The organism is Mesorhizobium sp. B3-2-1 (assembly GCF_006439515.1).
Taxonomy (GTDB): Bacteria; Pseudomonadota; Alphaproteobacteria; order Rhizobiales; family Rhizobiaceae; genus Mesorhizobium.
Map to the genome: position 1 here is coordinate 27,348 of NZ_VFTI01000025.1, position 20,895 is coordinate 48,242.

The 20,895-nt window shown below is 62.1% G+C and carries 14 protein-coding genes and 3 pseudogenes; 10 read left to right on the forward strand and 7 right to left on the reverse strand.

Features of this window, described 5'->3' with window-relative positions; genetic code table 11:
- Positions 1–21: 21 nt before the first annotated feature.
- Positions 22–1,245, reverse strand: a complete 1,224-nt coding sequence (locus tag FJW08_RS23210) for a Xaa-Pro peptidase family protein (RefSeq protein WP_140812455.1) — start codon at positions 1,243–1,245, stop codon at positions 22–24.
- Positions 1,246–1,311: 66 nt separating this feature from the next.
- Between FJW08_RS23210 and FJW08_RS23215 the strand changes: the two genes are divergently transcribed.
- Both FJW08_RS23215 and FJW08_RS23220 read left to right on the forward strand, forming a co-directional pair.
- The gene (locus FJW08_RS23215) at positions 1,312–1,848 is read left to right on the forward strand and encodes a TetR/AcrR family transcriptional regulator (protein WP_140812456.1); all 537 of its coding nucleotides are present in this window, start codon (positions 1,312–1,314) and stop codon (positions 1,846–1,848) included.
- A gap of 139 nt (positions 1,849–1,987) precedes the next feature.
- Positions 1,988–2,347 (forward strand): annotated as a pseudogene (locus FJW08_RS23220) (IS6 family transposase); the annotation flags it as partial.
- 10 nt (positions 2,348–2,357) lie between these two features.
- Here the strand turns inward: FJW08_RS23220 and FJW08_RS33040 are convergent.
- The 5 genes and pseudogenes from FJW08_RS33040 to FJW08_RS23245 all read right to left on the reverse strand — a co-directional run.
- Positions 2,358–2,532 (reverse strand): annotated as a pseudogene (locus tag FJW08_RS33040) (IS21 family transposase); the annotation flags it as partial.
- A 395-nt stretch (positions 2,533–2,927) separates the two neighbouring features.
- On the reverse strand, positions 2,928–3,287 hold the full coding sequence (locus FJW08_RS23230; RefSeq protein WP_246682504.1) for a hypothetical protein: 360 nt from the start codon (positions 3,285–3,287) through the stop codon (positions 2,928–2,930).
- Between the two features lie 340 nt (positions 3,288–3,627).
- Entirely contained in the window at positions 3,628–5,604 is a 1,977-nt protein-coding gene (locus tag FJW08_RS23235) for a bifunctional diguanylate cyclase/phosphodiesterase (RefSeq protein WP_181183019.1), read from the reverse strand.
- Positions 5,605–6,005: 401 nt separating this feature from the next.
- Positions 6,006–6,470: a DUF2231 domain-containing protein gene (locus tag FJW08_RS23240; protein WP_140812459.1), complete on the reverse strand. Its 465-nt coding sequence runs from the start codon at positions 6,468–6,470 to the stop codon at positions 6,006–6,008.
- Between the two features lie 224 nt (positions 6,471–6,694).
- Positions 6,695–7,885 (reverse strand): DUF1173 domain-containing protein, encoded by a 1,191-nt coding sequence (locus FJW08_RS23245; protein ID WP_140812511.1) that lies wholly within the window; start codon positions 7,883–7,885, stop codon positions 6,695–6,697.
- Between the two features lie 185 nt (positions 7,886–8,070).
- Between FJW08_RS23245 and FJW08_RS23250 the strand changes: the two genes are divergently transcribed.
- From FJW08_RS23250 to FJW08_RS23275, 6 genes are all read left to right on the forward strand, one after another.
- Entirely contained in the window at positions 8,071–12,609 is a 4,539-nt protein-coding gene (locus FJW08_RS23250) for a bifunctional class I SAM-dependent methyltransferase/DEAD/DEAH box helicase (RefSeq protein WP_140812460.1), read from the forward strand.
- A gap of 11 nt (positions 12,610–12,620) precedes the next feature.
- Entirely contained in the window at positions 12,621–13,688 is a 1,068-nt protein-coding gene (locus FJW08_RS23255; protein WP_140812461.1) for a toprim domain-containing protein, read from the forward strand.
- Between the two features lie 247 nt (positions 13,689–13,935).
- Complete coding sequence (locus tag FJW08_RS23260) at positions 13,936–14,877, forward strand: DUF2493 domain-containing protein (protein ID WP_140812462.1); 942 nt, start codon at positions 13,936–13,938, stop codon at positions 14,875–14,877.
- Positions 14,878–15,083: 206 nt separating this feature from the next.
- A complete protein-coding gene (locus FJW08_RS23265; protein WP_140812463.1) occupies positions 15,084–15,368 on the forward strand; it encodes a DUF1778 domain-containing protein in 285 nt (94 codons plus the stop codon).
- Entirely contained in the window at positions 15,369–15,878 is a 510-nt protein-coding gene (locus tag FJW08_RS23270; protein WP_140812464.1) for a GNAT family N-acetyltransferase, read from the forward strand.
- 200 nt (positions 15,879–16,078) lie between these two features.
- Entirely contained in the window at positions 16,079–16,612 is a 534-nt protein-coding gene (locus tag FJW08_RS23275) for a hypothetical protein (protein WP_140812465.1), read from the forward strand.
- 611 nt (positions 16,613–17,223) lie between these two features.
- On the opposite strand, the gene FJW08_RS32495 is transcribed toward FJW08_RS23275, so the two are convergent.
- The gene (locus FJW08_RS32495) at positions 17,224–17,637 is read right to left on the reverse strand and encodes a hypothetical protein (RefSeq protein ID WP_181183020.1); all 414 of its coding nucleotides are present in this window, start codon (positions 17,635–17,637) and stop codon (positions 17,224–17,226) included.
- 163 nt (positions 17,638–17,800) lie between these two features.
- Between FJW08_RS32495 and FJW08_RS23285 the strand changes: the two genes are divergently transcribed.
- Together FJW08_RS23285 and FJW08_RS23300 are read left to right on the forward strand one after the other, a co-directional pair.
- Entirely contained in the window at positions 17,801–19,315 is a 1,515-nt protein-coding gene (locus FJW08_RS23285) for a polysaccharide biosynthesis C-terminal domain-containing protein (protein ID WP_140812467.1), read from the forward strand.
- Between the two features lie 919 nt (positions 19,316–20,234).
- Positions 20,235–20,760: pseudogene (locus FJW08_RS23300) on the forward strand (DUF2493 domain-containing protein); the annotation flags it as partial.
- Between the last annotated feature and the right edge of the window lie 135 nt (positions 20,761–20,895).

Here is a 20,895-nt window from a genome sequence, read left to right on the forward strand (position 1 = left end):
AATTTCGGTGCGGTGGGCGTTTCAGTTCAATAGACGCTCATCGAAGGGGGACTTGCTAAGCAACTCGAAACCGTTGGCGGTGATGACGACTTGCTGCTCGAGTTTCACACCGACAGATCCGCCCACCTTTCCGATATAGGCCTCCGCACACAGAACCATGCCAGGCTCAAGCGCCATGTCTGGGTACGGTAGCCCGTCAATGCCGTTCCGGTTTTCGACAAGAGGAAACTCGATTTCCACTCCAGCCCCATGGGCGACGCCGAGTGCAGCAGCTTGGTATGGCTCTGGCGGCACAAAGCACGTCTCGGAAATTCCGCGGAACGTGACGCCGGGTTTGAACAGACTCATATTGTGCTGAAGCATGTCGAAAGCTATCCGATAGGCCTCTTTCTGATCAGCGTTGGGCTGTTGGTCACCGCACAGATAGGCCCGGGAAATGTCACCGACGTAACCGAACGGCCCGACAAGATCGGTGTCGAACACGACCAGCTCACCGTTCTGGACAACCTTGTCACTCGCGGCGTTGTACCACGGATTGGCGCGCGCGCCTGCGCAAAGGAGCTGCGTTTCGATCCATTCTCCGCCTTGTTCAATGTTGGTCTGATGCAAGATCGACCAGAGATCGAGTTCGGTGACGCCCGGTCGAATAGCATCCCGGATCCTGACCGCGCCGAGGTCTGCGACATCGACGGCGGCGCGAACGCATTTGATCTCTTCGGAATTCTTAATCAGGCGCGCGCGCATCATCAGGGCGTCACCTTCGACGATGTCGACTCCTCGCTTTATCAGGTCCCGGCAGGCAATGGGTTCGAGACTGTCAATCGCCAAGCGACGGTCGTCGCCGCAATACTCTCGCATCAGTCCTTCGATCTGGTCACAGAACGCCTTCACGGCTCGGGCCTTGGCGTCGAGATTGTAGAAAGTTGCGAACGAAATCGCTGGCCTGACATCACCGAGGAATTCGTATTCGTCAGCCGACACCGGAGATTTATCCAGCGCGTATTCAAATAGGATTGGAAGGCCAACGGCGGGCACAAAGGCGTATCTGACAGGCGAGTAGAAGGACCAAATCAGATTGGTGTTGGCGATGTCTGTCGCGTACCGGATGTTCTGTGGATAAAACAACAGCACGGCTGGGACATCACTCGCCCTCAACTGTTCCTGAACACGCGAAAGCCGATAGCGGCGCAGTTCTCGGAGGTCGATGGCCTTTGCCGCTTTTTCTTTGATCGAGCCTTTGCCCATCGTGCCCCCCTCATGATAAAATACTCGAACTCAGTTCAAAAGTAGAACGATCACTGTACTTTTATCATGCGAGATACAAGAGTCAAGATTGCCTCTGCGGCAAATCAGCTTTTTGCGGAACGTGGTTTTGCTGAGCCCGGCGTAGAGGCCGTGCGAGCCGCTGCCGATGTGAGCATCCGTACCCTGTACAAGCATTTCCCCTCACGAAATGATATGATCGTGGGCGCGCTGGCGTTTCGGCACGAGCGATATCTCGAACATCTCAGACAGGATGCGCCGGTCGAAACAGGGCAGGCCGCAATCCTCCACCTATTCTCTCGGCTTGAAGAGTGGATGAAGGAAACCGGAACGCATGGCTGTCTGTTCGTACAGGCGCTTGCCTCCCATCCTCAAAGCATGGCCATTCGACAAGAAGTCGAACGAAATAAGCTTGCAGTGAGAGCGGAAATTTCGCGCCGGCTTGGCCCTGATCAGGCCCACCTTGCGATGCCGCTGTTCCTTATTCACGAAGGCACGACAGCGGCTTCTCCGAGTTTCGGTGCTTCCGAGGCAGGCGCCGAGGCAGTTAACGTGATCAAGCAGCTATTCAGGAAAGCTCCATAGCTTCGCGGCCATGTTCCTAGAAAGCCTCGCCGGTCGGTTTGGCAGAACAGTACGGATTCGTCAGCCCACGAGACGGTGTCAAATCCATCGTCAACCTTGGCCGATGCATGAGAGCTCCCCATTTCAGAGGAGCGTGTTCATGTTTTCAGGCCGCCATTTCGACCGTTCGGTGATCCTGCTGTGTGTAGGCTGGGATCTGGCGTACACAATCTCAGCTTGCGCGATCTGGAAGAGATGATGGCTGAGCGCGGCATTCACGTCGATCATTCTACAATCCACCACTGGGTCGTGAGGTTCTCGCCGCTGCTGCTTGAACGACACAATCAGCGCAAACGCTTGGTCACCGGCAAATGGCACGTTGCCGAAACCTTCAGCAAGGTTCGTGGTCAATGGATGTACCTGTATCGCGCCATCGACAGTGGTGGGTGATACGGTGGAATTCTTCTTGAGCGAGAACCGTGATCTGTTGGCCGCCAGACGCTTCATCCGCAAGGCGTTGCACCATCACGCAGGATGTTGAGGATCACCGCCGCCGATGAGACACCATGATCGAGGGCTTCCTGACAGGGCCGACTCGACCGCGTTCAATCCCTCACTCAGCACACAGGTGAGTATTGACACCATCTGCCGGTCGCCGTCATCGGCAGCCTTGAGCTTACGGCGCACCTTCTCCATGGCTGACGGCGGACGCAACGAGACGGTCTACGATTCCTGGCACTACGTTCCGGTCCTCGCTCGCAAGCCCGGTGGACTGCGATCCGCAACGCGCCAAGAGGAGAAGGGAGAGCGATGGGGACCTCTCGTAGCAGCGCACCTATGAAGCGCACTCACCTTGCCGCCGGCCTGATGTCCCGGATCGACGCCGACAAGCGTCCGAGGCGCAGACGCCGTGGAACAAGACCGGCGGTGAAGGGGTTTGGTCAAACGCCGCGAGACGGGCGACGCGCAGAGCATCGGCGAGGCTGACCTTTGCGTGTGCGGGTTGGGCTGATGTGGATCCAGTAAAGGAGCAAGTGGCCCCGCCTGTGATGGCCGCCAACGAGCACTCCCCAGAGCTAGATTGACGGCGTAGGTTTTGATTACTTCAGGTGGCCGGAATTGCGAAGCTTTGCCAGCAGGATCAGTGCAGTCCCGTGATACTCCGCTTGCACATGCTCGCTCAAGGGAGACGATTCCCAGGTAGTTAAGGTCGCAACCAAAGTTGATGCATCGCCGTTCACCGACGCGCATCTTAGGTGGCTGCTCTTCTCGAGCACGACTACCGCCGCATCCGCTTCACCATACCCTATTGCGGCCATTCGCTGAATGTAGGTGTCACCATCTACGCGGACATCGAACAGGACAGATCCCGCGGTTTTCTCAGCCGCATCTATCACCCTGTCGGAAAACGGACGCTGGATGCCGTCTGTGTTGGCGATCGATTGCTCGAAGAGAACCATTTCGACGTGCCCAGCCACCATTCAGCGACAGTGCGCCGTCCACGGCGATTAGCAATAGCTAATGCGGAACATACACATAATGTCTGCTGCTTTAGCTGAACCGCGAAGGTCGGCCATTCACGGTCAATCCGCTCCAGCAAGCCGGGACTAAACATGTAGTTGGAGGAAATAGGTTCTGCTCCTTCGCGGCACCGACCAGTTCGTGGACTGGATGTTCAACGAAGGCATCGGTCACGTCCGAATCGATGTGACACGCGCACGATGCCGGTTTCGTCCAATCCCGTCAACTTGAACGCTGCGTGGTCATGTGGAGAGAACCGGGTCCAGACCGGCCGGCTCCTCAGGCCACACTCTGTTGCCGCGAGGGTTTTTTTCTGAGGCTCTGGGCCAGCGAGTTGGCGAATATCGGCGCAACCTCCTCGACTGGCACCGGTCTTCCGAACAGGTAGCCTTGGAACTGATCGCAAGCGAGTTCGCGCAGGATCTGCGCCTGGCGCTCGGATTCGATACCTTCAGCGGTGACCTTCATATCGAGTTTGTGGGCAAGCAAAACGATGGTGTCGAGCACCTCTCGCGCTTTCTTGTCGTCCACATCGAGGGCGCTTACGAAAGATCGATCGATCTTCAGCTTGTCGAAGCCGAATTGCCATAGATAGCTGAGACTGGAGTAGCCGGTGCCGAAGTCATCCATGGCGATTGAGACGCCGAGTGCCTTTAGCGCGTTTAATTGATACGCGATATTGTCAGTGTTCTCCATCAGAACGGATTCGGTGACCTCGAGCTCAAGCCGATGCGGCTCAAGGCCGGCGTCCTTTAGAGCCTTCTCGACTGACGCAACAAGCGATTGATCCGCAAACTGACGCACGGAAAGATTGACCGCAACGAACGTGTTCGGAGGCCATGTGGCAGCGGTTCGCGTTGCCTGGACGATGACCCAGCGGCCGATTGTGCCGATCACCCCCATCGATTCTGCAATCGGGATAAAGGATACCGGGGACACGAAAGCGCCCGTTCGGTCTCTCAACCGCAATAACGCTTCGAAGCCGATGCACGCGTTATCTTCGGCGGCAACCAGGGGCTGGTAGTGGATCTCGAAGCCTTCCGTGGCTACTGCCTCTCGAAGGAGCTCCTCGATTTCGCGACGGGCGCGCATACGCTCCTCAAGTTCACTCGAGAACATCCGAATCCTGTTCTTTCCGTCGATCTTCGACTGGTAGAGGGCGAGATCCGATCGGTGCAGGGCTTCTTCGACGCTCAGGGCTTCGCCGGAGACGATGCAGACACCTGCGCTGACATGGGCGGCGACGTGCCGGCCCCGGACGCTGATGGGTTCGCCCACAAGGCTCATGATAGATTCGACGTCGTCGGTTATCGCGGCAGCATTGCTTCGATGCATCCCGATAACGAATTCGTCTCCGCCGACCCGTGCGACAAAGTCTTCGGTGGAGCAGAAGCTGCTGATGGCCCGTGCTACATGCTTGAGAAACTCGTCGCCGGCCTCATGGCCGAATGCATCGTTGACGAGCTTGAAGTCGTCGACGTCGATAAAGATGAGACCAAGCACTTGATTCCGAAGCGGCTCAGCGATCCGCTTCGCGAGGATTTCCGAAAACCGGGTCCGGTTAAGGAGGCTTGTCATCGGATCATGGGTGGCCAAAAATTCGGCCCGCCGATGCGCCTCCTGAGACTGCCGATTCTTGGCAAGGTAGGCCAGCATCGGCAGCCCGAATGCACAGGCAAACCCAAACCCGAGCACAACGGCCAACCATCCGAACGCACTACGGAAGAAAGCTTCGGTCTTCGTTTCGTCGACGTAGGCTTCCGTGATGGCGTGCAGTTTACCATTGGCATCGAAGACGGGCACATAGGCTTCGGCGTAAAGCGCCGGCATATTGCGCTCTTTCGTACCTTCATTGATAGAAACGATCGGCGCCTTCGTTTCGACGACCTCCGAAGCTTCGTCGTCGATGTGATCCTCATCCTCGTCTCTCACGAAGCTTGCGAGGTCCGACTGCGCGACGGTATTGCCTTTCGCATCGTAAAGCTTGAAGCGGAAGACGTTGCCGATTAAGGCGCTAGAGACGACCGTCCTCTGCCGATCGGTCAGCTTGCCGTTCGCGAGTAGCGCATCGAAATCAGGAACGGCGGAAACAAAGTACTTCGCCCAGTCCTCGGCACGAGCCTTGGCGTCCACGGAAACGGCGTGATCGACAGTCAGATTAACGCCGAATGCGACAAGCGTTGCCAGTGCGGCCGTGCCGAGAAACCCGATCCAGATATAGCGCCGAAAGTGGATTGCGGAATCGCGCCTGAACATGGTGTCTCCCGTCATAGAAGCCATTTTCACTGCTGACCTTTAACGGGCGCTTAACTTTCGACAGAAACGGCTGAAGCTGCGTCGCCGATTACCGACGGATGGGACGGGTGACACAGCGCTCTTCGGCCCTGCTAGAGAGGTTTACGTCACCGCGCGGGCTAACGGCGCTGAGCCGGCACCCATTCGAATAATCGACCCAATCCTAAAAGAAAGAACGGATAAGTCACCATCTGGAACACACTGGCGGCCGGCACGCTACTCGCCGCCGGACGCGGCAAGAACGTCAAATCATCATCGACGCCAAACGGCATCCGCAAAGATCAAGAACATGGCGTCGAAAGCGAGGGGATTGCGCCCAGCTAGTCGGCATCGGCAGCGGAATTCCCGCCGACAACGCGTGTTCAGCGCAGCTCGTCCGAACCGTCGGCGACGCCGACGCGATGTCGATAGACCATTTCCCACCCTTTCCAACCTGTAAAGAGCAGGATGAGAACCACTATCAGCGACAGGATCATGCCCATGGGCAGCACGGCCGCCTCCCCATGGCTGTATCGGGAATACCAGTTGTAAAGCTCGATCAGCACGACGAGCACATTTCCTCCTGCATGAAGCCAAGCGGCAGTCAGATTGCGAATTTGAACGTCACCCAAGACATCCGTCAGGCCCGCAAGAGCGGCCAGGGCGGCCATTATCAGCCCCGCTCCGAGAAGCCAGAGTGTAGCGGTGACCCATCCCGGAGTGCCTGTTCGCCAGAAGATCAGGTCGCAAACGAAAGTAGCGACGAAAAAAGCGATCGGGAACGGAATCAACATGGGATGAATTGGGTGGCCGGCGATGCTTGCTGTGCTGTGTGGATTGTGCGTCATGACGATGCTCCAACAAACGTGGCGCGCGTAGCCTGCGACGCGTGGCGCGCTGAGAGTACTCAGTGCCAGGCAAGGGCAAATGGCCCGAAATTCTAGGTAGAACGCCGGGCTTCGCCGGAATGTTCCATAACCCGGCGACGATGCGTGCCCGCGTCGCTGCACAGCGCCGATCAATGAAGGGCCTCGCCGACATTGATGTCCATCCTGAGATGTCGTCGCCAGCCCTATGGAAGGGCCGGCATCTCCCCGTCACCGACCCGCCAGGTCCAGGCACCGATCTCTGGCCGGTTCGCGATCATGTCCTGCAGCGAAACCTCGAACGCTTCGTCCGCTCCAGCCGGGACGACAAAGAGCGCGAACGGCTCATCCCTGTTCTGAAGCAATGCGTTGGCGATCGGCTGGTCGGCTTGCAGGTCGTAGCGCAATCCCTTTACGCTCTTCTCGCGAAGACGGGCGAGCGCGTCGACGAGCCGCTTCTCAGGGATCGTCTCGTAAGGAATCCAGTTCTCGGACACGACCATCAACGCGATCTCCTCGACAATGGCGAGGCCGGCCGAATTCAGTCCGAACGTCGCGATAGCCATGAGATGTGAGCTCGAATCCGCTCCCCACAGCGACAACTCCCTCTCGAAGCGCGCCTGCAATCGCTGATGCAATGCGTCGTCGATGATAAAGGGAAAACCGGGCAAATGCCTGACGACAAGTTTCTGACCCGATCGAGCAGACACGATCTCCTTCACCTCGCCGACGAGGAGCAGCAACTTCCGCGGTCCGGATTTTGGCGGAAGTGCTGTAGCAAGAACCGCGTTGCGACGCTGTTCGATCGCTTCCTTGTTCTCGGCCCGGAACGGCTCGGGGACGAACAGGATGTCCGAAAGCGCTCCGCCTCTCACTGTCATTTGCCCGGCCGCCTCGATGAGGTGCCAGCGGACATTCCACCAATGTCGCTTGCCGGCCCATCTGGACGTCCAGACAGTCAATTCAGCCTCGTGCCAGAGATAGTGAAGGAGGCCACGCAGTGACATCCTCCTGGGATCTCCGGCCACGCTGGCGGAGTTCTGGCCAGCAGGCACGGACGCCGCACGACTTCCCGTCTTCGACAGGCTGAAATCCAGCTTCAGCGCCGCCATGCCGTTTTGCGGATCGACCTGGATCGCGCTGCCCATCAACGCGCCGAGCCCCGACAGCTCGTAAGGCGATTCATAAGAATCGCAGGAAGAATCGTGCCCGCCGCCGCTGAGCGGCATGCGCTTGATCAGATGGAGGTCACCGATGCGGGCGACGTACATCGGGCAGCCCGGCTCACGGCACAGGCAGAGTGGACGCTCCCTGCGGGCATAGGCGTTCGCAAGCGCCGCCTGCAGGTCAGGCGCGCCCTCCTCGTAGACGTCACTTCCAATTCGGAACCGTCGCATCCCCTCCGCAGCTCCAGGTCGCCGCCGCATCCCTGTGTGCACATTCAAGTCATGGCTTTGCGCTGAGCGCAACCGGTTTGATGGACCGACGCCAGAGGGAGAGGGGAGCCGGGAGGAGTGCGGCCCGGCCGGCGCGGAGAGAGTGCCGGCGCGGGGGCCATTCCCCTCTCGCGAAGGACATCTCCATGAACATCGTTTCGACCACATCCGACGTTGCCCGAACGGCCGCTCCCCTCGGCACGCGGGCACCCGCTGCCAGCGACAGAGCCCAGGTAATCTTTCAGGCGGCGTTGCTGCTTCTACCTTTCCTAGAGCAGGGCAAGCCAGTCACCACCGCCGCGCTCCGCACCGCCATGACGGACAGCTTCGGCGGCACGGACGCACAGGGCTTCTGGGTCTGGAAGGACGCCTATGAAGCGCTCGAAGCGGCCCAGGTGCTGTTCCTGCGCCGCTTCGGATCGGCGATCCTGTCCCGGTCGACTACGCCGCAGGCGACCCTGGCGATGATGAAGCGGATCGCCAAGCTCATTCCCACCCACACGCGACGGTCGCACGAGAGCCAGGCCATGCAGCAACTCTCCACACCACTGCCGCTTGCCTTCGTTGCCGCGCATGCCGCTGCAATCACCTCTTCAGACCTCGTTCTCGAACCCTCGGCCGGCACCGGCCTGCTCGCCGTACATGCCGAGATCGCCCGGGCTTCGCTCGTGCTCAACGAGCTTGCCGCGACGCGCGGCGATCTTCTCGGCCGGCTGTTTCCGCGAGTCCCCGTTTCCCGGCACGATGCAGCCCATATCGACGATCATCTCGATGCCGCCATCGAGCCGTCCGTCGTGCTAATGAATCCACCGTTCTCGGTCGGGGCCTATGTCGACGGCCATGTCGCCGATGCCGCGTGGCGACATCTTTCCTCCGCATTCGCACGCCTGCGTCCAGGCGGCCGTCTTGTCGCCATCACTGGCACCGGCCTGTCTCCCGAAAACCCCAAATGGCGGGCTGCCTTCGAGCGGCTGCAGCAGCAGGGCACCGTCGTCTTCACCGCGGCGATCGACGGCCGTGTCTATGCCCGCCATGGCACGACCGCCGAAACCCGGCTGACAGTCATCGACAAGATACCGGCCGCCGATCCGTCGCGTTTCGTCGCGTCGCCGGGCAGGGCGTCCGACGTCGAGACGCTACTCTCCTGCATCATGGATCTGCCGCCCCGGACACCGCGCGGCTTTCCGGACTCGATCGGCGCTCAGTCGAACGGGATCCTGCGCAATGCCGCCATGCACATGGCCGGTCGGCCCACGGCAGTAGCTGTACCCGCCTCCGCAACATCGTTTGCGCCAAACTCTGTCCGACCGGCTCGCCCCGTTGCAAGGGCAACGCTCAGCCACCCGGCTCTTGCGAGCAGCGCCCCGGCGCTGCCCCTGACCTACGAGCTTCGCGAGTGGATGCCGGAGGAGAGTGGAAGCCTCACCGACACGATCTACGAGCCTTACGCCCTTCAGTCGATCCACATTCCCCGCGCAAAGCCGCATCCGACGCCGCTCGTGCAGTCGGCCGCCATGGCCGCCGTCGCACCCCCGAAGCCTTCCTACCGGCCCCTTCTGCCTGACGCGATCGTCGACGAGGGCCTGCTGTCGGACGCCCAGCTCGAAAGCGTGATCTATGCCGGGGAAGCGCATTCCGGTCATCTCGCCGGCGCCTGGACGGTTGACGAGACCTGCGATGTCCTCTCGGCCGCGCCGGAAGAAGCCCCGAACGCGGTCCGCTTCCGCCGTGGATGGTTTTTGGGCGATGGAACAGGTTGTGGAAAGGGGCGACAGGTCGCAGGCATCATCCTCGACAACTGGCTGCAGGGCAGGCGCCGCGCGATCTGGATCTCGAAGTCGGACAAGCTGCTGGAAGACGCCCAGCGCGATTGGGCCGCACTTGGCCAGGAGAAACTCCTCGTCCAACCCTTGTCCCGTTATCGGCAGGGCACCCCCATCCGCCTCGCCGAAGGCATCCTCTTCACCACCTACGCAACCCTGCGTTCGCAGGATCGCGAGGGCAAGAAGTCGCGCATCGCCCAGATCCTCGACTGGGTCGGGCAAGAGGCGAGGAGGGCCGAAGGCCCGACGGGGAACGAAGAAAACCCGGCGAGGAGGGCCGACGGCCCGACGGGGACCAAACGGCTTTTCGATGGCGTCATCATCTTCGATGAGGCGCATGCCATGGCCAACGCCGCAGGAGGAAAAAGCGAGCGCGGCGACGTCGCACCCTCGCAGCAAGGCAAAGCGGGCCTGCGCCTGCAGCATGCGTTGCCTGACGCCCGCATGGTCTACGTCTCGGCGACCGGTGCAACCGCGGTTGAAAACCTCGCCTATGCGCAGCGCCTGGGCATCTGGGGCAGCGAGGATTTTCCATTCGCCAACCGTACGGAGTTCGTCGCCGCTATCGAGGATGGCGGAGTCGCGGCGATGGAGGTGCTTGCTCGCGACCTCAAATCGCTCGGCCTCTACACGGCGCGCTCGCTATCTTACGACGGCGTCGAATACGACCTTTTAGAGCACGAGCTGAGCGACGAACAGATCCGCATCTACAACGCCTATGCGGATGCCTTCCAGGTGATCCACAACAACCTCAACGCGGCGCTCGAGGCAGCCAACATCACCAGCGAGACCGGCACGCTGAACCGCAACGCCAAGACGGCAGCGCGCTCAGCCTTCGAGAGCACCAAGCAGCGCTTCTTCAGCCATCTCATCACCTCGATGATGGCGCCGACCTTGATCGGCGCGATCGAGCAGGACCGCACCGACGGTCATGCGGCCGTGGTGCAGATTGTCTCGACCGGCGAGGCGCTGATGGAACGACGGCTGGCCGAGATTCCGACCGAGGAATGGTCGGATCTCCATGTCGACGTGACACCGCGCGAGTATGTCGGTGGGTATTTGATGCATTCCTTCCCGACCCAGCTGTTTGAAGAATATTCGGACGCTGAACGGAACGTCTATTCGCGGCCAGTCCATGACGAAGACGGCAACCCGGTCCAGTGCCGGGAGGCGGTTCGCCGGCGCGACGAGATGATCGAGCGCATCGCGTCGTTGCCGCCGGTCGGCAGTGCGCTCGACCAGATCATCCATCACTTCGGCACCGACACCGTCGCTGAGGTGACGGGCCGCTCGCGCCGTATCGTGAAGAAGACCGGCAGCGACGGCGTCGACCGGCTTGCTGTCGAGAACCGTCCGGGCTCGGCCAATCTTGCCGAGACCCAAAGCTTCATGGACGACGACAAGGGCGTGCTTATCTTTTCGGACGCCGGCGGCACGGGCCGGTCCTACCACGCAGACCTCGGGATGAAGAACCAGAGGTTGCGCAAGCATTATCTGCTCGAGGCCGGCTGGCGCGCCGACAACGCCATCCAGGGCCTGGGACGGACGCACCGCACCAACCAGGTGCAGCCGCCGCTCTTCCGGCCCATGGCCGCCAATGTGAAAGCCGGAAAACGTTTCCTGTCGACCATTGCGCGCCGGCTCGACACACTGGGTGCGATCACGCGCGGCCAGCGCCAGACCGGTGGGGCAGGGCTGTTCCGATCCGAGGACAATCTGGAAAGCCCCTATGCCCGCGCTGCTCTTCGCCAATTTTACTGGCTGCTCCACCAGGGTAAGATCGCAGGCTGCTCGCTCACGACCTTCGAGACGGTCACCGGCCTTTCGCTGACCACCGACGAGGGCGGGCTGCGCGACGAACTGCCGCCGATCACGACCTGGCTTAATCGCCTGCTTGCGCTGCGCATCGAGACCCAGAACCTGCTGTTCGAAGTGTTCCAGCAACTGACGACGGCGAAGGTCGAGGGCGCGATCGCTGCCGGCTCCTATGACAAAGGTCTGGAGACAATTGCGGCGGAGAGCATCGTCGTCACCGATCGTCGCACCGTCTACACGCATCCGGTCTCGGGTGCGCAATCGCATGTGCTGACCGTCGCCCGCAAGGACCGTATTCGGCCGCTCGGTCTGGTCGATGCGCTGGCGATCGCTCGCGCGGAGCCGCAATCTGTGCTGTTGGTGAACACGCGGTCGAACCGCGCGGCGATACAGCTGCCGACCGCGAGCCTGATGCTCGACGACGGCACGATAGAGCACCGCGTACGCCTGCTGCGGCCGACGGACGAGGTGCGCTTGGGCCTCGACGCCCTTGCCGAAACCCACTGGCAACCGGCCGACCGAAAACTGTTCTGCGAGCTGTGGGAAGCCGAAGTGGAGGCCGTCCCGGAGTTCACAACCAGCACCTTCCACATCGTCACAGGCCTTCTCCTGCCGATCTGGCGGCGGTTGCCTGACGACGATTGCCGGGTTTACCGCATCCAGACGGACACCGGCGAGCGCATCATCGGCCGTCACATCGCGCCGACCCTTGTCGCAACCATGCTCCGCAATCTTGGGCTTGATCATGTGCCCTCGCTCGCACCGGAAGATGCCTGGACCGGGCTTGTGGAAGGCAAGATCGAGCTGCAACTCGCCGACGGCCTGATCCTGCGCCGTAGCCGCGTCATGAACGACTACCGTGTCGAGCTGATCGGCTTCACCGACGCAATGGTGCCACGGCTGAAGGCGCTGGGGCTGATCTCCGAGATCATCTCCTGGAAGCTCAGGCTATTCATCCCGACGGCCGCGCAAGGGTCCGCCGTCCTCGCCTCGCTTCTCGATCGCCATACGCTGGTCGGGCTCACCGACCGTACGGTCGCGGCTTGAGGGAGGTGATCATGACCGGCTCGGCTTCCGAGCTGGCGCGGCGCCTTGGCGAACATGCCGAGGCGGTGTGCCGCGAATATCTCTCTAACGGCCATCGCGCGGGCAATCACTGGATCGTCGGCGATGTCCGCAACACGCGCGGCCGCTCCATGCATGTGCGGCTGAAGGCCAACGCGAAAGGACCAGCCGGGAAGTGGGTCGATGAGGCGAACGGGCAACATGGCGATCTGCTCGACGTCATCGAGCACAGCTGTGGTCTGGTCGACTTCCGCGAGGTGGCGGATGAAGCACGTCGCTTTCTCGCCATGCCGCTGCCACCGCCCCAGCCCCAGACTCAGGCCCATGGCGCGCAGGGCCAAAATGCTGCGGCACGCGGTTCTCCCGACGCTGCGCGTCGCCTGTTCGCCATGTCACGGCCGATCGCCGGCACGCTGGCCGAACGATACCTCGCCGGTCGCCGCATCGTGCTTTCCATAAGCGAGCGCGCCCTGCGCTTCCATCCCGGCTGCTACTACCGGGATCTCGTGACTGGCGAGACGCAGATGCTGCCAGCGCTGATTGCAGCCGTCACCGGCCTCAACGGGCGCATCACCGGCTTGCAGCGTACTTACCTGTCCCCTTGGCTCGATCCGAACGGCAACGTCGGCAAGGCGCAACTCGCTGATCCGCGCCGCTCGCTCGGGCATCTTCTTGGCAACGGCATCTGGCTCGGCCTCCAGCCCGGTGTGCCTGTTCCGGTCATGGCCGCCGGCGAGGGATTTGAGACGATGGCGTCGCTCAGGACGGTGATGCCGGCGCTGCCGGTCGCCGCCGCGACCTCGGCCAATCATCTCGCCGGCCTGATCTTTCCGTCGGGCTGTCGCCGCCTTTACATCGCCGCCGATGCGGACGCCGCCGGACGGCATGGAATCGAGCGTCTCAGCCAGCGCGCAGGTGCGGCCGGAGTCCTCACTCTGGAATTGCGACCGCGGCTCGGCGACTTCAACGACGATCTACGCCATCTCGGGCCGACCCATCTCGCGGCATGGCTCAGCGATCAGCTCATCCCGGAGGATGCCCGTCTCTTCCTGCCGTCCTGATGAACGCCTCGAGCCGGCAGGTGGGGCCGGCGTCACCGGAAGATCTATTGGCATGGCGGCGGTCCGCCGGGAGAAGCCGCGCCCGCGGCCTGCCCGAGAGGCGACCCCTGCCACGCCCCCGTCACGGCCGCAACGGCTGCGCCGTCCTCCGCTCGCGCTTCGGCCTTCGGTGCGGCCGCGCCCGGGCCGCGGCCGGGATGCGCTGTCAGGCCGCGACAGGCGCGGCCACAACCGACGGAGACACGCCATGACCTACGACCTTCCTTTCGACGACGCCTACGAGCCCTACCACACGTCCTCACCGACAGACCGCGTCATCCTCGAACTGCAGATGTACGGTCATCGTCCGCATCAGGACGAGCCCGATCCTCGGCCACTTCCAGACGACGAAGTGATCCGAACCGGCCTCGCCGGTATCGTCGAGACCTTCGCCGGCATGCTCGGCGACACCAGGCTCGAGCCCGATCTCGACGACCTCCTCTGGTCCTTTACCAACGTCTTCCATCGTGCCGCCGAGCGCGTCGCCCGCAGCCTCGACCGCAACGAGGAAGCGCAGCGCTCGAGCCAGGGCGAACAGGACGGTTCCGAGGTGAAGTCGGTCGAGCTGGAACGGCTCACGGCCGAGGGCATCACCTATATCGAGCGGCGCAACGTGCTCGAAATCATGCGCGATGAGGCCGCCGACCTCTACGAGGCGCAGACGGGATCAGCATGGCGGCCGCGCACCGGCTCCAAGGTCTCCCACCAGTCGATGACCGCCGCGGTGATCGACTCCCGCGACTTCCTCGCCGCCCGCCGCCACGCCGAAACCGAGGTGCTCGTTCCGGCCGGCACTAAGATCGCCTTCGCCGGTGGTCTCGACTGCAACGATCACGACCGGATCTGGGACGCGCTCGACAAGGCCCGCGAGAAGCATCCCGACATGGTCCTGCTCCACGGCGGCAGCCCGCGCGGGGCCGAGCGCATCGCCGCCTGCTGGGCCGAGAACCGCAAGGTCACGCAGATCGCCTTCAAGCCGGACTGGAACCGGCACGCCAAGGCCGCCCCGTTCCGCCGCAACGATCAGCTCCTCTCGGTCGTGCCCTACGGGCTGATCGTCTTTCCTGGTTCCGGCATTACCGAGAATCTCGCCGATAAGGCCCGCCGCCTCGGCATCCCGGTCTGGCGGTTTGCGGAGGACGCCGCGTGAGCGTCGGTTTCCTCGCAATCCGCACCATCGAACCCGACCGCGCGCGGCCGGTTTCGGCGCGCGCGAAGCCACCGAAGCCCGCACGCGAAGCACGTACCCTCCACCTCCACTAATCGGATCGAAGCGGTGGAGCGTGCCGCCACACAACCTGGTATTGCGATTCACGTTACACCGACGTACATACATCCGCAGCACAGGAGCGCGCCATGGCCACCACAGCCACGAGGAAGGAAATACCCGTCTCGATGCGGTTTCGCGATGATGATCTCACCATCATCGACCGCGGCGCGGAGCTGCTCGGCCTCTCGCGCACGGAGTTCATGCGACGCGCAGCACTCCACGAGGCGCAGGCGGCCATCCTCAACGAAACCGTCATCCGCGTGTCCCCGGAAGCCTATGACGACTTCATGCAGGCGATCTCGGCGCCTGCCGCCCCGCCCACGCCGAAGGCGGCCGAGCGGCTGCGTCGGTCGCCGCCCTGGGACCGCTAGGTGGCGCTTTCAGGCATCGAACTCCTTGACGACGCGCATCGCCTCGACAGCTTCGATTGCGGCAAGCCGGCGCTCAACGCTTGGCTGGCCGGCTTCGCGCGAACGAACCAGGCCCGCGGGTTCACACGCGTCCTGATTGTTCACGACGAGGGGACAGTCGTCGGCTATTACGGCCTCGCGCCGGGCGTGATCCAGCCAAACAGCGCGCCCCGCGCCATCCGCACCGGTCGCCCGCCCGACCCGATCCCCTGCCTGCTGATCGGACAACTCGCCGTCGACCATCGCTATGCCGGACAAGGCATCGGCAGCGGCCTGGTCAAGGACGCGCTGCATCGCTGCGTCGCCGGCGCCGACATCGTCGGCGGCCGCGCGGTGGTGGTGCGGGCGATCGACGCCGAGGCCGAGCAGTACTGGCAGAGCTGGGGCTTCATCCCCGCGCGGGACAACCCGTCGGTGCTCATGCGCTCGATCCAGGACGTGAGCCTCTGGCTGGCCGACAAAGGCCACTAGCTCAACGCGCGTAGCGCCTCCGGCAGCGGCAGGGTCCGGGCGCGCCGGCCTGTGGCCGGCCGGGCTCTAGTCGCGGCGTCCCGCCGCTCCCCCGCGCCGGCTTCGCCGTCTCGGCCTTCGGGTGACGATCCCTCGCGCAGGGCCAGAGGGAGAGGGCGGCCGGCGCGGGCGGGGGGACGCTGGAGAGAAGGAAAGTCACGATGTCGATGATATTCATAGGCGGATCACGCGAGATATTCGAGCTGCCGGAACCTGCCATCAGTCGCATCGGCGCAATCGTTGCTGCCGAGCACGGTGTGCTGATTGGCGATGCGTCTGGAGCCGATACCGAGGCGCAGGGCTTGCTCGCCGGCTACAATTACGAGCATGTCGGGGTCTTCCATGCGGGCAAGGAACCCCGCAACAATCTGGGCGACTGGGCCGCCTACCATGTTCCTTCTCCTGAGGATGCCAGAGGGTGCTGGGTCCACGCCACCAAAGACCGGGAGATGGTGCGGCGCGCCGACTTTGGCATGATGGTCTGGGACGGCGCATCACCCGGCACGGCCGTCAAGGTGCTTCGGCTGGCCATAGCGAACAAGCCGTGCGTCATTTACGATCTGGCCAGAGGCAGCATGGCGACCACGTACACTGTGGAAGACTGGTGCGCCATGCTCCGCCATGCCGGTCCCGACATTCGCCGCCAAGCCGAAGCCTGCATGACTCCGGACGAGCGTCTGGCGTTGCCGGGATGATGTAGGCGCAGTCCCGCCGACAGCCCGGCGGGTCCGAACCGATATGCCGGATCCGGCACCGAGCCCCAACTCTGAATGAGCGGCCGGAGCCGGCCCCTTCCGAAATCGGCCACGCGCAGAGCCGCAGGGCGTTGTGCAGGACAATCATCTTGCCCGTCTCGCGTCTGAAGCGGGTGCAGCGTGCCGAACATCCTGGCTTGCGCGGTCATCCATCGTGGCTTCGAGGGATTGCTACCGAGGGGCGTGAAGTTCGCTGCCAGTCGGCTCCGATCTCAAGACCGCTGTACCGCCATCCCGAATACCCAAGGCGGTTCGCGCGATGCTGCTGTTCGAAGTGTTGACGACGCGCCGCATCGTCCAACGCGCCTGCTTCATTCGAACAGACGAGGACAGCGGGAGAGCCTGCTCATAGCGTGGAGTTGGGAGGTGTACGCACAGGGGCACGAAACCAGGCCATGAGAGCAGATCCAGGAGCGAGCCATTTCGCGCGATCGGGATGTCGCAGGCATGCAGGAGGGGCAGGATGAGCCTGCACCTGGTTTGCGTCGGAGGCGAGGACCACCGGCTTAGAATCTCATTCCTGCTGGCGCTGCGCGAAAAAGGGTTTCGGGTCACCGCCATCTCGAGCGATGTCGGAGGCGTCTTTTCACCGTATGGCATTTCGCATCGCCGATTTGGGTTCGAGCGCTTTGCCAGCGGTGGTGGCGATGCAGCGCTGCTCTTCGGGCGATGATGTACGATGCTAAGCAAGAGAGCTTCAAGCGGCCCGCGTACGCCTTCAGGTACCAACTCGCGATGCCTGTATCTTGGTACTTCTGTTTGGTTGCAAGCTCATAGCTCGCGATCTCGTCGTCGTAATTGATGGGCTTGGCCGCCGGTGCCCTCGATATGATCTGATCCATCTTCAAATCCTCGGTCATCGGCTCACTTTCGCTGTTGTCTTTCTTGCCGGGTTCGCTGCCGATTAGCCAAGATTCAAACGACCGTTGGCTTGCGACGCGCGATTGGGCCGCTTGGAATTCCATCCGCTCGAAGGCCTATGTTGCGGAAGGAGATCAGAAGGCTGCTTTGCATCCGTCGAACGAATGAAGACTTAGCTGGAACTGAGGCTACAGTGCTGGCCTTTCTGATTCATCGCGGGAAGCTCCCGATCGGCCTTTGTCGGAACTGGGCAGGAACGGAAAGCCGATGGAGGACGAATCCAGAAAACCGGTAAAGGAAACGATGGAGTTGGAACGCCAACTCGCGGCTTCGGCAATGCCCGTTTACGGCAATTTGGCGACCGACGCCCTCGGAGTAAATGGCGATAGCTTAAAGAGGATCTTCGAGCCAGCTGGCCAGCAATCTACGGCCAAGGAAGGCACCGGCAACCATGGTTTGACCCGACGCCTCTCACACGCAAGCGTTTGGTCCTTGTTCATTTACGCGGCGGGTGCCGGGTTGACCTTCGTAACCCAGATCGTCATCGCACGGCTGGCGGGCGCGGAGAGCTTTGGAACATACACTTACGTGTTCGCGTGGATCACACTCCTGTCTTATGGTTCGACTCTTGGCTTTCACGTAGCCGTTCTGCGGTTCGTGCCGGCCTACGAGACAACAAACCAATATCCGATGGCGCTCGGATTCATCCATTTTGGGTCCAAAGCCAGCATTACGGTGGCAATTCTGATCGCCGCGGTTGGCGCGCTGGTTGTGCTCGGATGGCCTCACCATCTGGAACCGGAACTTGCCATCAGTGTGTTGATCGGCTTGGCGACACTTCCGCTGATCACAATTTATCTCACCGGTGCAGGGGTCGTACGCGCCTTTGGAGGCGTTATTTCCGCGCTCCTTCCCGAACGAATTATCCGCGACGGACTTATGCTCGCCCTCCTCGGCCTGGCGGCTTTTTTCACGCCATGGCGGTTGGACGCGACGGCTGTGATGTGGATGCTGCTGGTCGGTTCAGCCGTCGCGGCCTTCACAACGGTTCTCAGCATACGAGGCCTGTGGCCCGCTGGCCTGAGTGCCGCGCCTCCGACTTATGCATTCCAGGATTGGTGGCCTTCGCTTCTTCCGATCATGATCATGACATTCGTGGACGTCCTGATGAACCGCACGGCTGTGATGCTGCTTGGAAAGATCGGCTTCATAAAGGGGGCTGGGATATTCGCGGTCGGGTCGAACGTCGCGCTGCTTCTCACTCTGCCGCGTGTTGCGGTGAGCACCGCATTCGCACCGGCTATTTCGCGTCTGTTCGCGCGTGCGGATCTGACGGGGCTCCAGGCATTGTTCGCGAGAGCCACCATATTATCTTTTTCAGGCGGCGTTGCGCTGGCGCTTCCACTGCTCGTGCTTACCGAACCGGTGCTGCATGCGTTTGGCGGTGAATTCACCTCCGGTGCGCTCATAGCCAGGATTCTGATTGTCGGGCAGCTATTTGCTGCCGCGGTCGGGCCGCAGCAGCAACTTTTGACAATGACAGGCCACGAGCGCGCCGCGGCTATGCTGATGTCGGTCGCGGCAATCATCAATGTCCCGGGCTGCATCGTCGGCATCGCGCTGCATGGAGCGGTTGGGGCAGCCATTGTCACCAGCGCGACGATGATTTTCTTGGGCGTTTGTCAAGCGATCTACATTCGCTACCGATTAGGGATTCATCCCGGATTGATCTGGGCGATCAGACACGTGTGCGAAGCCGTGATGGCGGGTCGGTTGCGCTAGCGAACCGATAAAAGGAGTCGATGGATGCTCATGGCCGCGGAGGTAACGATGACGGGACTGACGACAAAGCTCATGGAAGGACACGGCAATCGGTGGACGTTTTGCGAACCGATGGGGTTGGTCGGTTCCCCCAACTGTCGGCCTTGTCGCTTAGCGAACCGGCCAGGTCTTAATGGCTTCGTCGTCGTGTAGCCGCCGACGCACGGAGCGCCTTCAGTTCCGCGTCGAAATCCCGTGGCTTTCGCATCATCGTCTCCACAAGTTGTTGATGAAGCGAAGATAGTCGAGCATCCGGCACAGTGCTGTAAGCTCATCGAGCCTAGCCGGGACGGGCTGGTCGCTCCCGAGAATTTTTTAGGGAGGGCGCGCTTATAAGAAACTTGTCTCCGAAAGGGGAAGTAGCGCTTCATCTCTACTCCACCATTTGCACGTCAAAGCGCACGTCGGCACGACGCTCCATCCCTCTCCCCGAACCGGACAGGCAAGTTTCCCTGCATCCGGCTCTCTGTGCATGAGCGAGAGATCGCTCATGGGTGTGCCTCAGTCCGACGTGAGGTGGTAGAACGCGTCCCAGAAGTCGCCCACGCTCTCGCGCTGACGGTGCCGGGATTGGGCATCCCATCCGTTCGGTTCTCGATGCTTTGGTGAGGGTAACGCATGGTTCGGCCGTCGCGGAGGAGCCTCAGGCGCTTAGTGCCTTCGGCCCATCGATGCCGTTGTCCCGTGACGTTGACGGTGAAGCGGCGACGCAGCTCTCGCCACGTTGCCTTCGATGCTTCTTACGCAGCCAACGTCCAACGCGCTCCCAAATCCATTTGTCGAGATGGCTAAAGTCCCGACACCTGCGTGGCATATCGGTAATAGTTCCGCCACCCGAGCAGGATCGGGTCGAGGGTGCCGACGACTTTGGTGAGCGGCCATGCGCGACGAGGCCGCCGACCTCTACGAGGCGCAGACCGGATCGGCATGGCGGCCGCGCACCGGCTCCAAGGTCAGCCACCAGGCGATGACCGCGTGTGATCGACAGCCGCGACTTCCTCGCCGCCCGCCGCCACACCGAAACCGAGGTGCTCGTTCCGGCCGGCACCAAGATCGCCTTCGCCGGTGGTCTCGACTGCAACGATCACGACCGGATCTGGGACGCACTCGACAAGGCCCGCGAGAAGCATCCCGACATGGTACTGCTCCACGGCGGCAGCCCGCGCGGCGCCGAACGCATCGCCGCCTGCTGGGCCGAGAACCGCAAGGTCACGCAGATCGCCTTCAAGCCGGATTGGAACCGGCACGCCAAGGCGGCTCCGTTCCGCCGCAACGACCAGCTTCTCTCGGTCGTGCCCTACGGGCTGATCGTCTTCCCCGGTTCGGGCATCACCGAGAAGAACCTGGCCGAGGCACGCCGCCTCGGCATACCGGTTTGGCGGTTCACCCAGGAGGGCGGCGCATGATGAGCGCCACCCCACCATCCCTGATTCCGACCTTCCCGGCCCCCGCTCAGCGGGCGGCCGGTTCCAGTGTGCCAGTCCGGACGGTCACGGCGACCCCAGCGACCTCTCCGATACAAAGGCTTCTCGCGATGGCGG

Bases quoted from the DNA above. Each gene is read 5' to 3' on its own strand.
- FJW08_RS23210 (WP_140812455.1), bottom strand. From the start codon at position 1,245: ATGGGCAAAGGCTCGATCAAAGAAAAAGCGGCAAAGGCCATCGACCTC.
- FJW08_RS23215 (WP_140812456.1), top strand. From the start codon at position 1,312: ATGCGAGATACAAGAGTCAAGATTGCCTCTGCGGCAAATCAGCTTTTT.
- FJW08_RS23230 (WP_246682504.1), bottom strand. From the start codon at position 3,287: ATGGTTCTCTTCGAGCAATCGATCGCCAACACAGACGGCATCCAGCGT.
- FJW08_RS23235 (WP_181183019.1), bottom strand. From the start codon at position 5,604: ATGTTCAGGCGCGATTCCGCAATCCACTTTCGGCGCTATATCTGGATC.
- FJW08_RS23240 (WP_140812459.1), bottom strand. From the start codon at position 6,470: ATGACGCACAATCCACACAGCACAGCAAGCATCGCCGGCCACCCAATT.
- FJW08_RS23245 (WP_140812511.1), bottom strand. From the start codon at position 7,885: ATGCGACGGTTCCGAATTGGAAGTGACGTCTACGAGGAGGGCGCGCCT.
- FJW08_RS23250 (WP_140812460.1), top strand. From the start codon at position 8,071: ATGAACATCGTTTCGACCACATCCGACGTTGCCCGAACGGCCGCTCCC.
- FJW08_RS23255 (WP_140812461.1), top strand. From the start codon at position 12,621: ATGACCGGCTCGGCTTCCGAGCTGGCGCGGCGCCTTGGCGAACATGCC.
- FJW08_RS23260 (WP_140812462.1), top strand. From the start codon at position 13,936: ATGACCTACGACCTTCCTTTCGACGACGCCTACGAGCCCTACCACACG.
- FJW08_RS23265 (WP_140812463.1), top strand. From the start codon at position 15,084: ATGGCCACCACAGCCACGAGGAAGGAAATACCCGTCTCGATGCGGTTT.
- FJW08_RS23275 (WP_140812465.1), top strand. From the start codon at position 16,079: ATGTCGATGATATTCATAGGCGGATCACGCGAGATATTCGAGCTGCCG.
- FJW08_RS32495 (WP_181183020.1), bottom strand. From the start codon at position 17,637: ATGGAATTCCAAGCGGCCCAATCGCGCGTCGCAAGCCAACGGTCGTTT.
- FJW08_RS23285 (WP_140812467.1), top strand. From the start codon at position 17,801: ATGGAGGACGAATCCAGAAAACCGGTAAAGGAAACGATGGAGTTGGAA.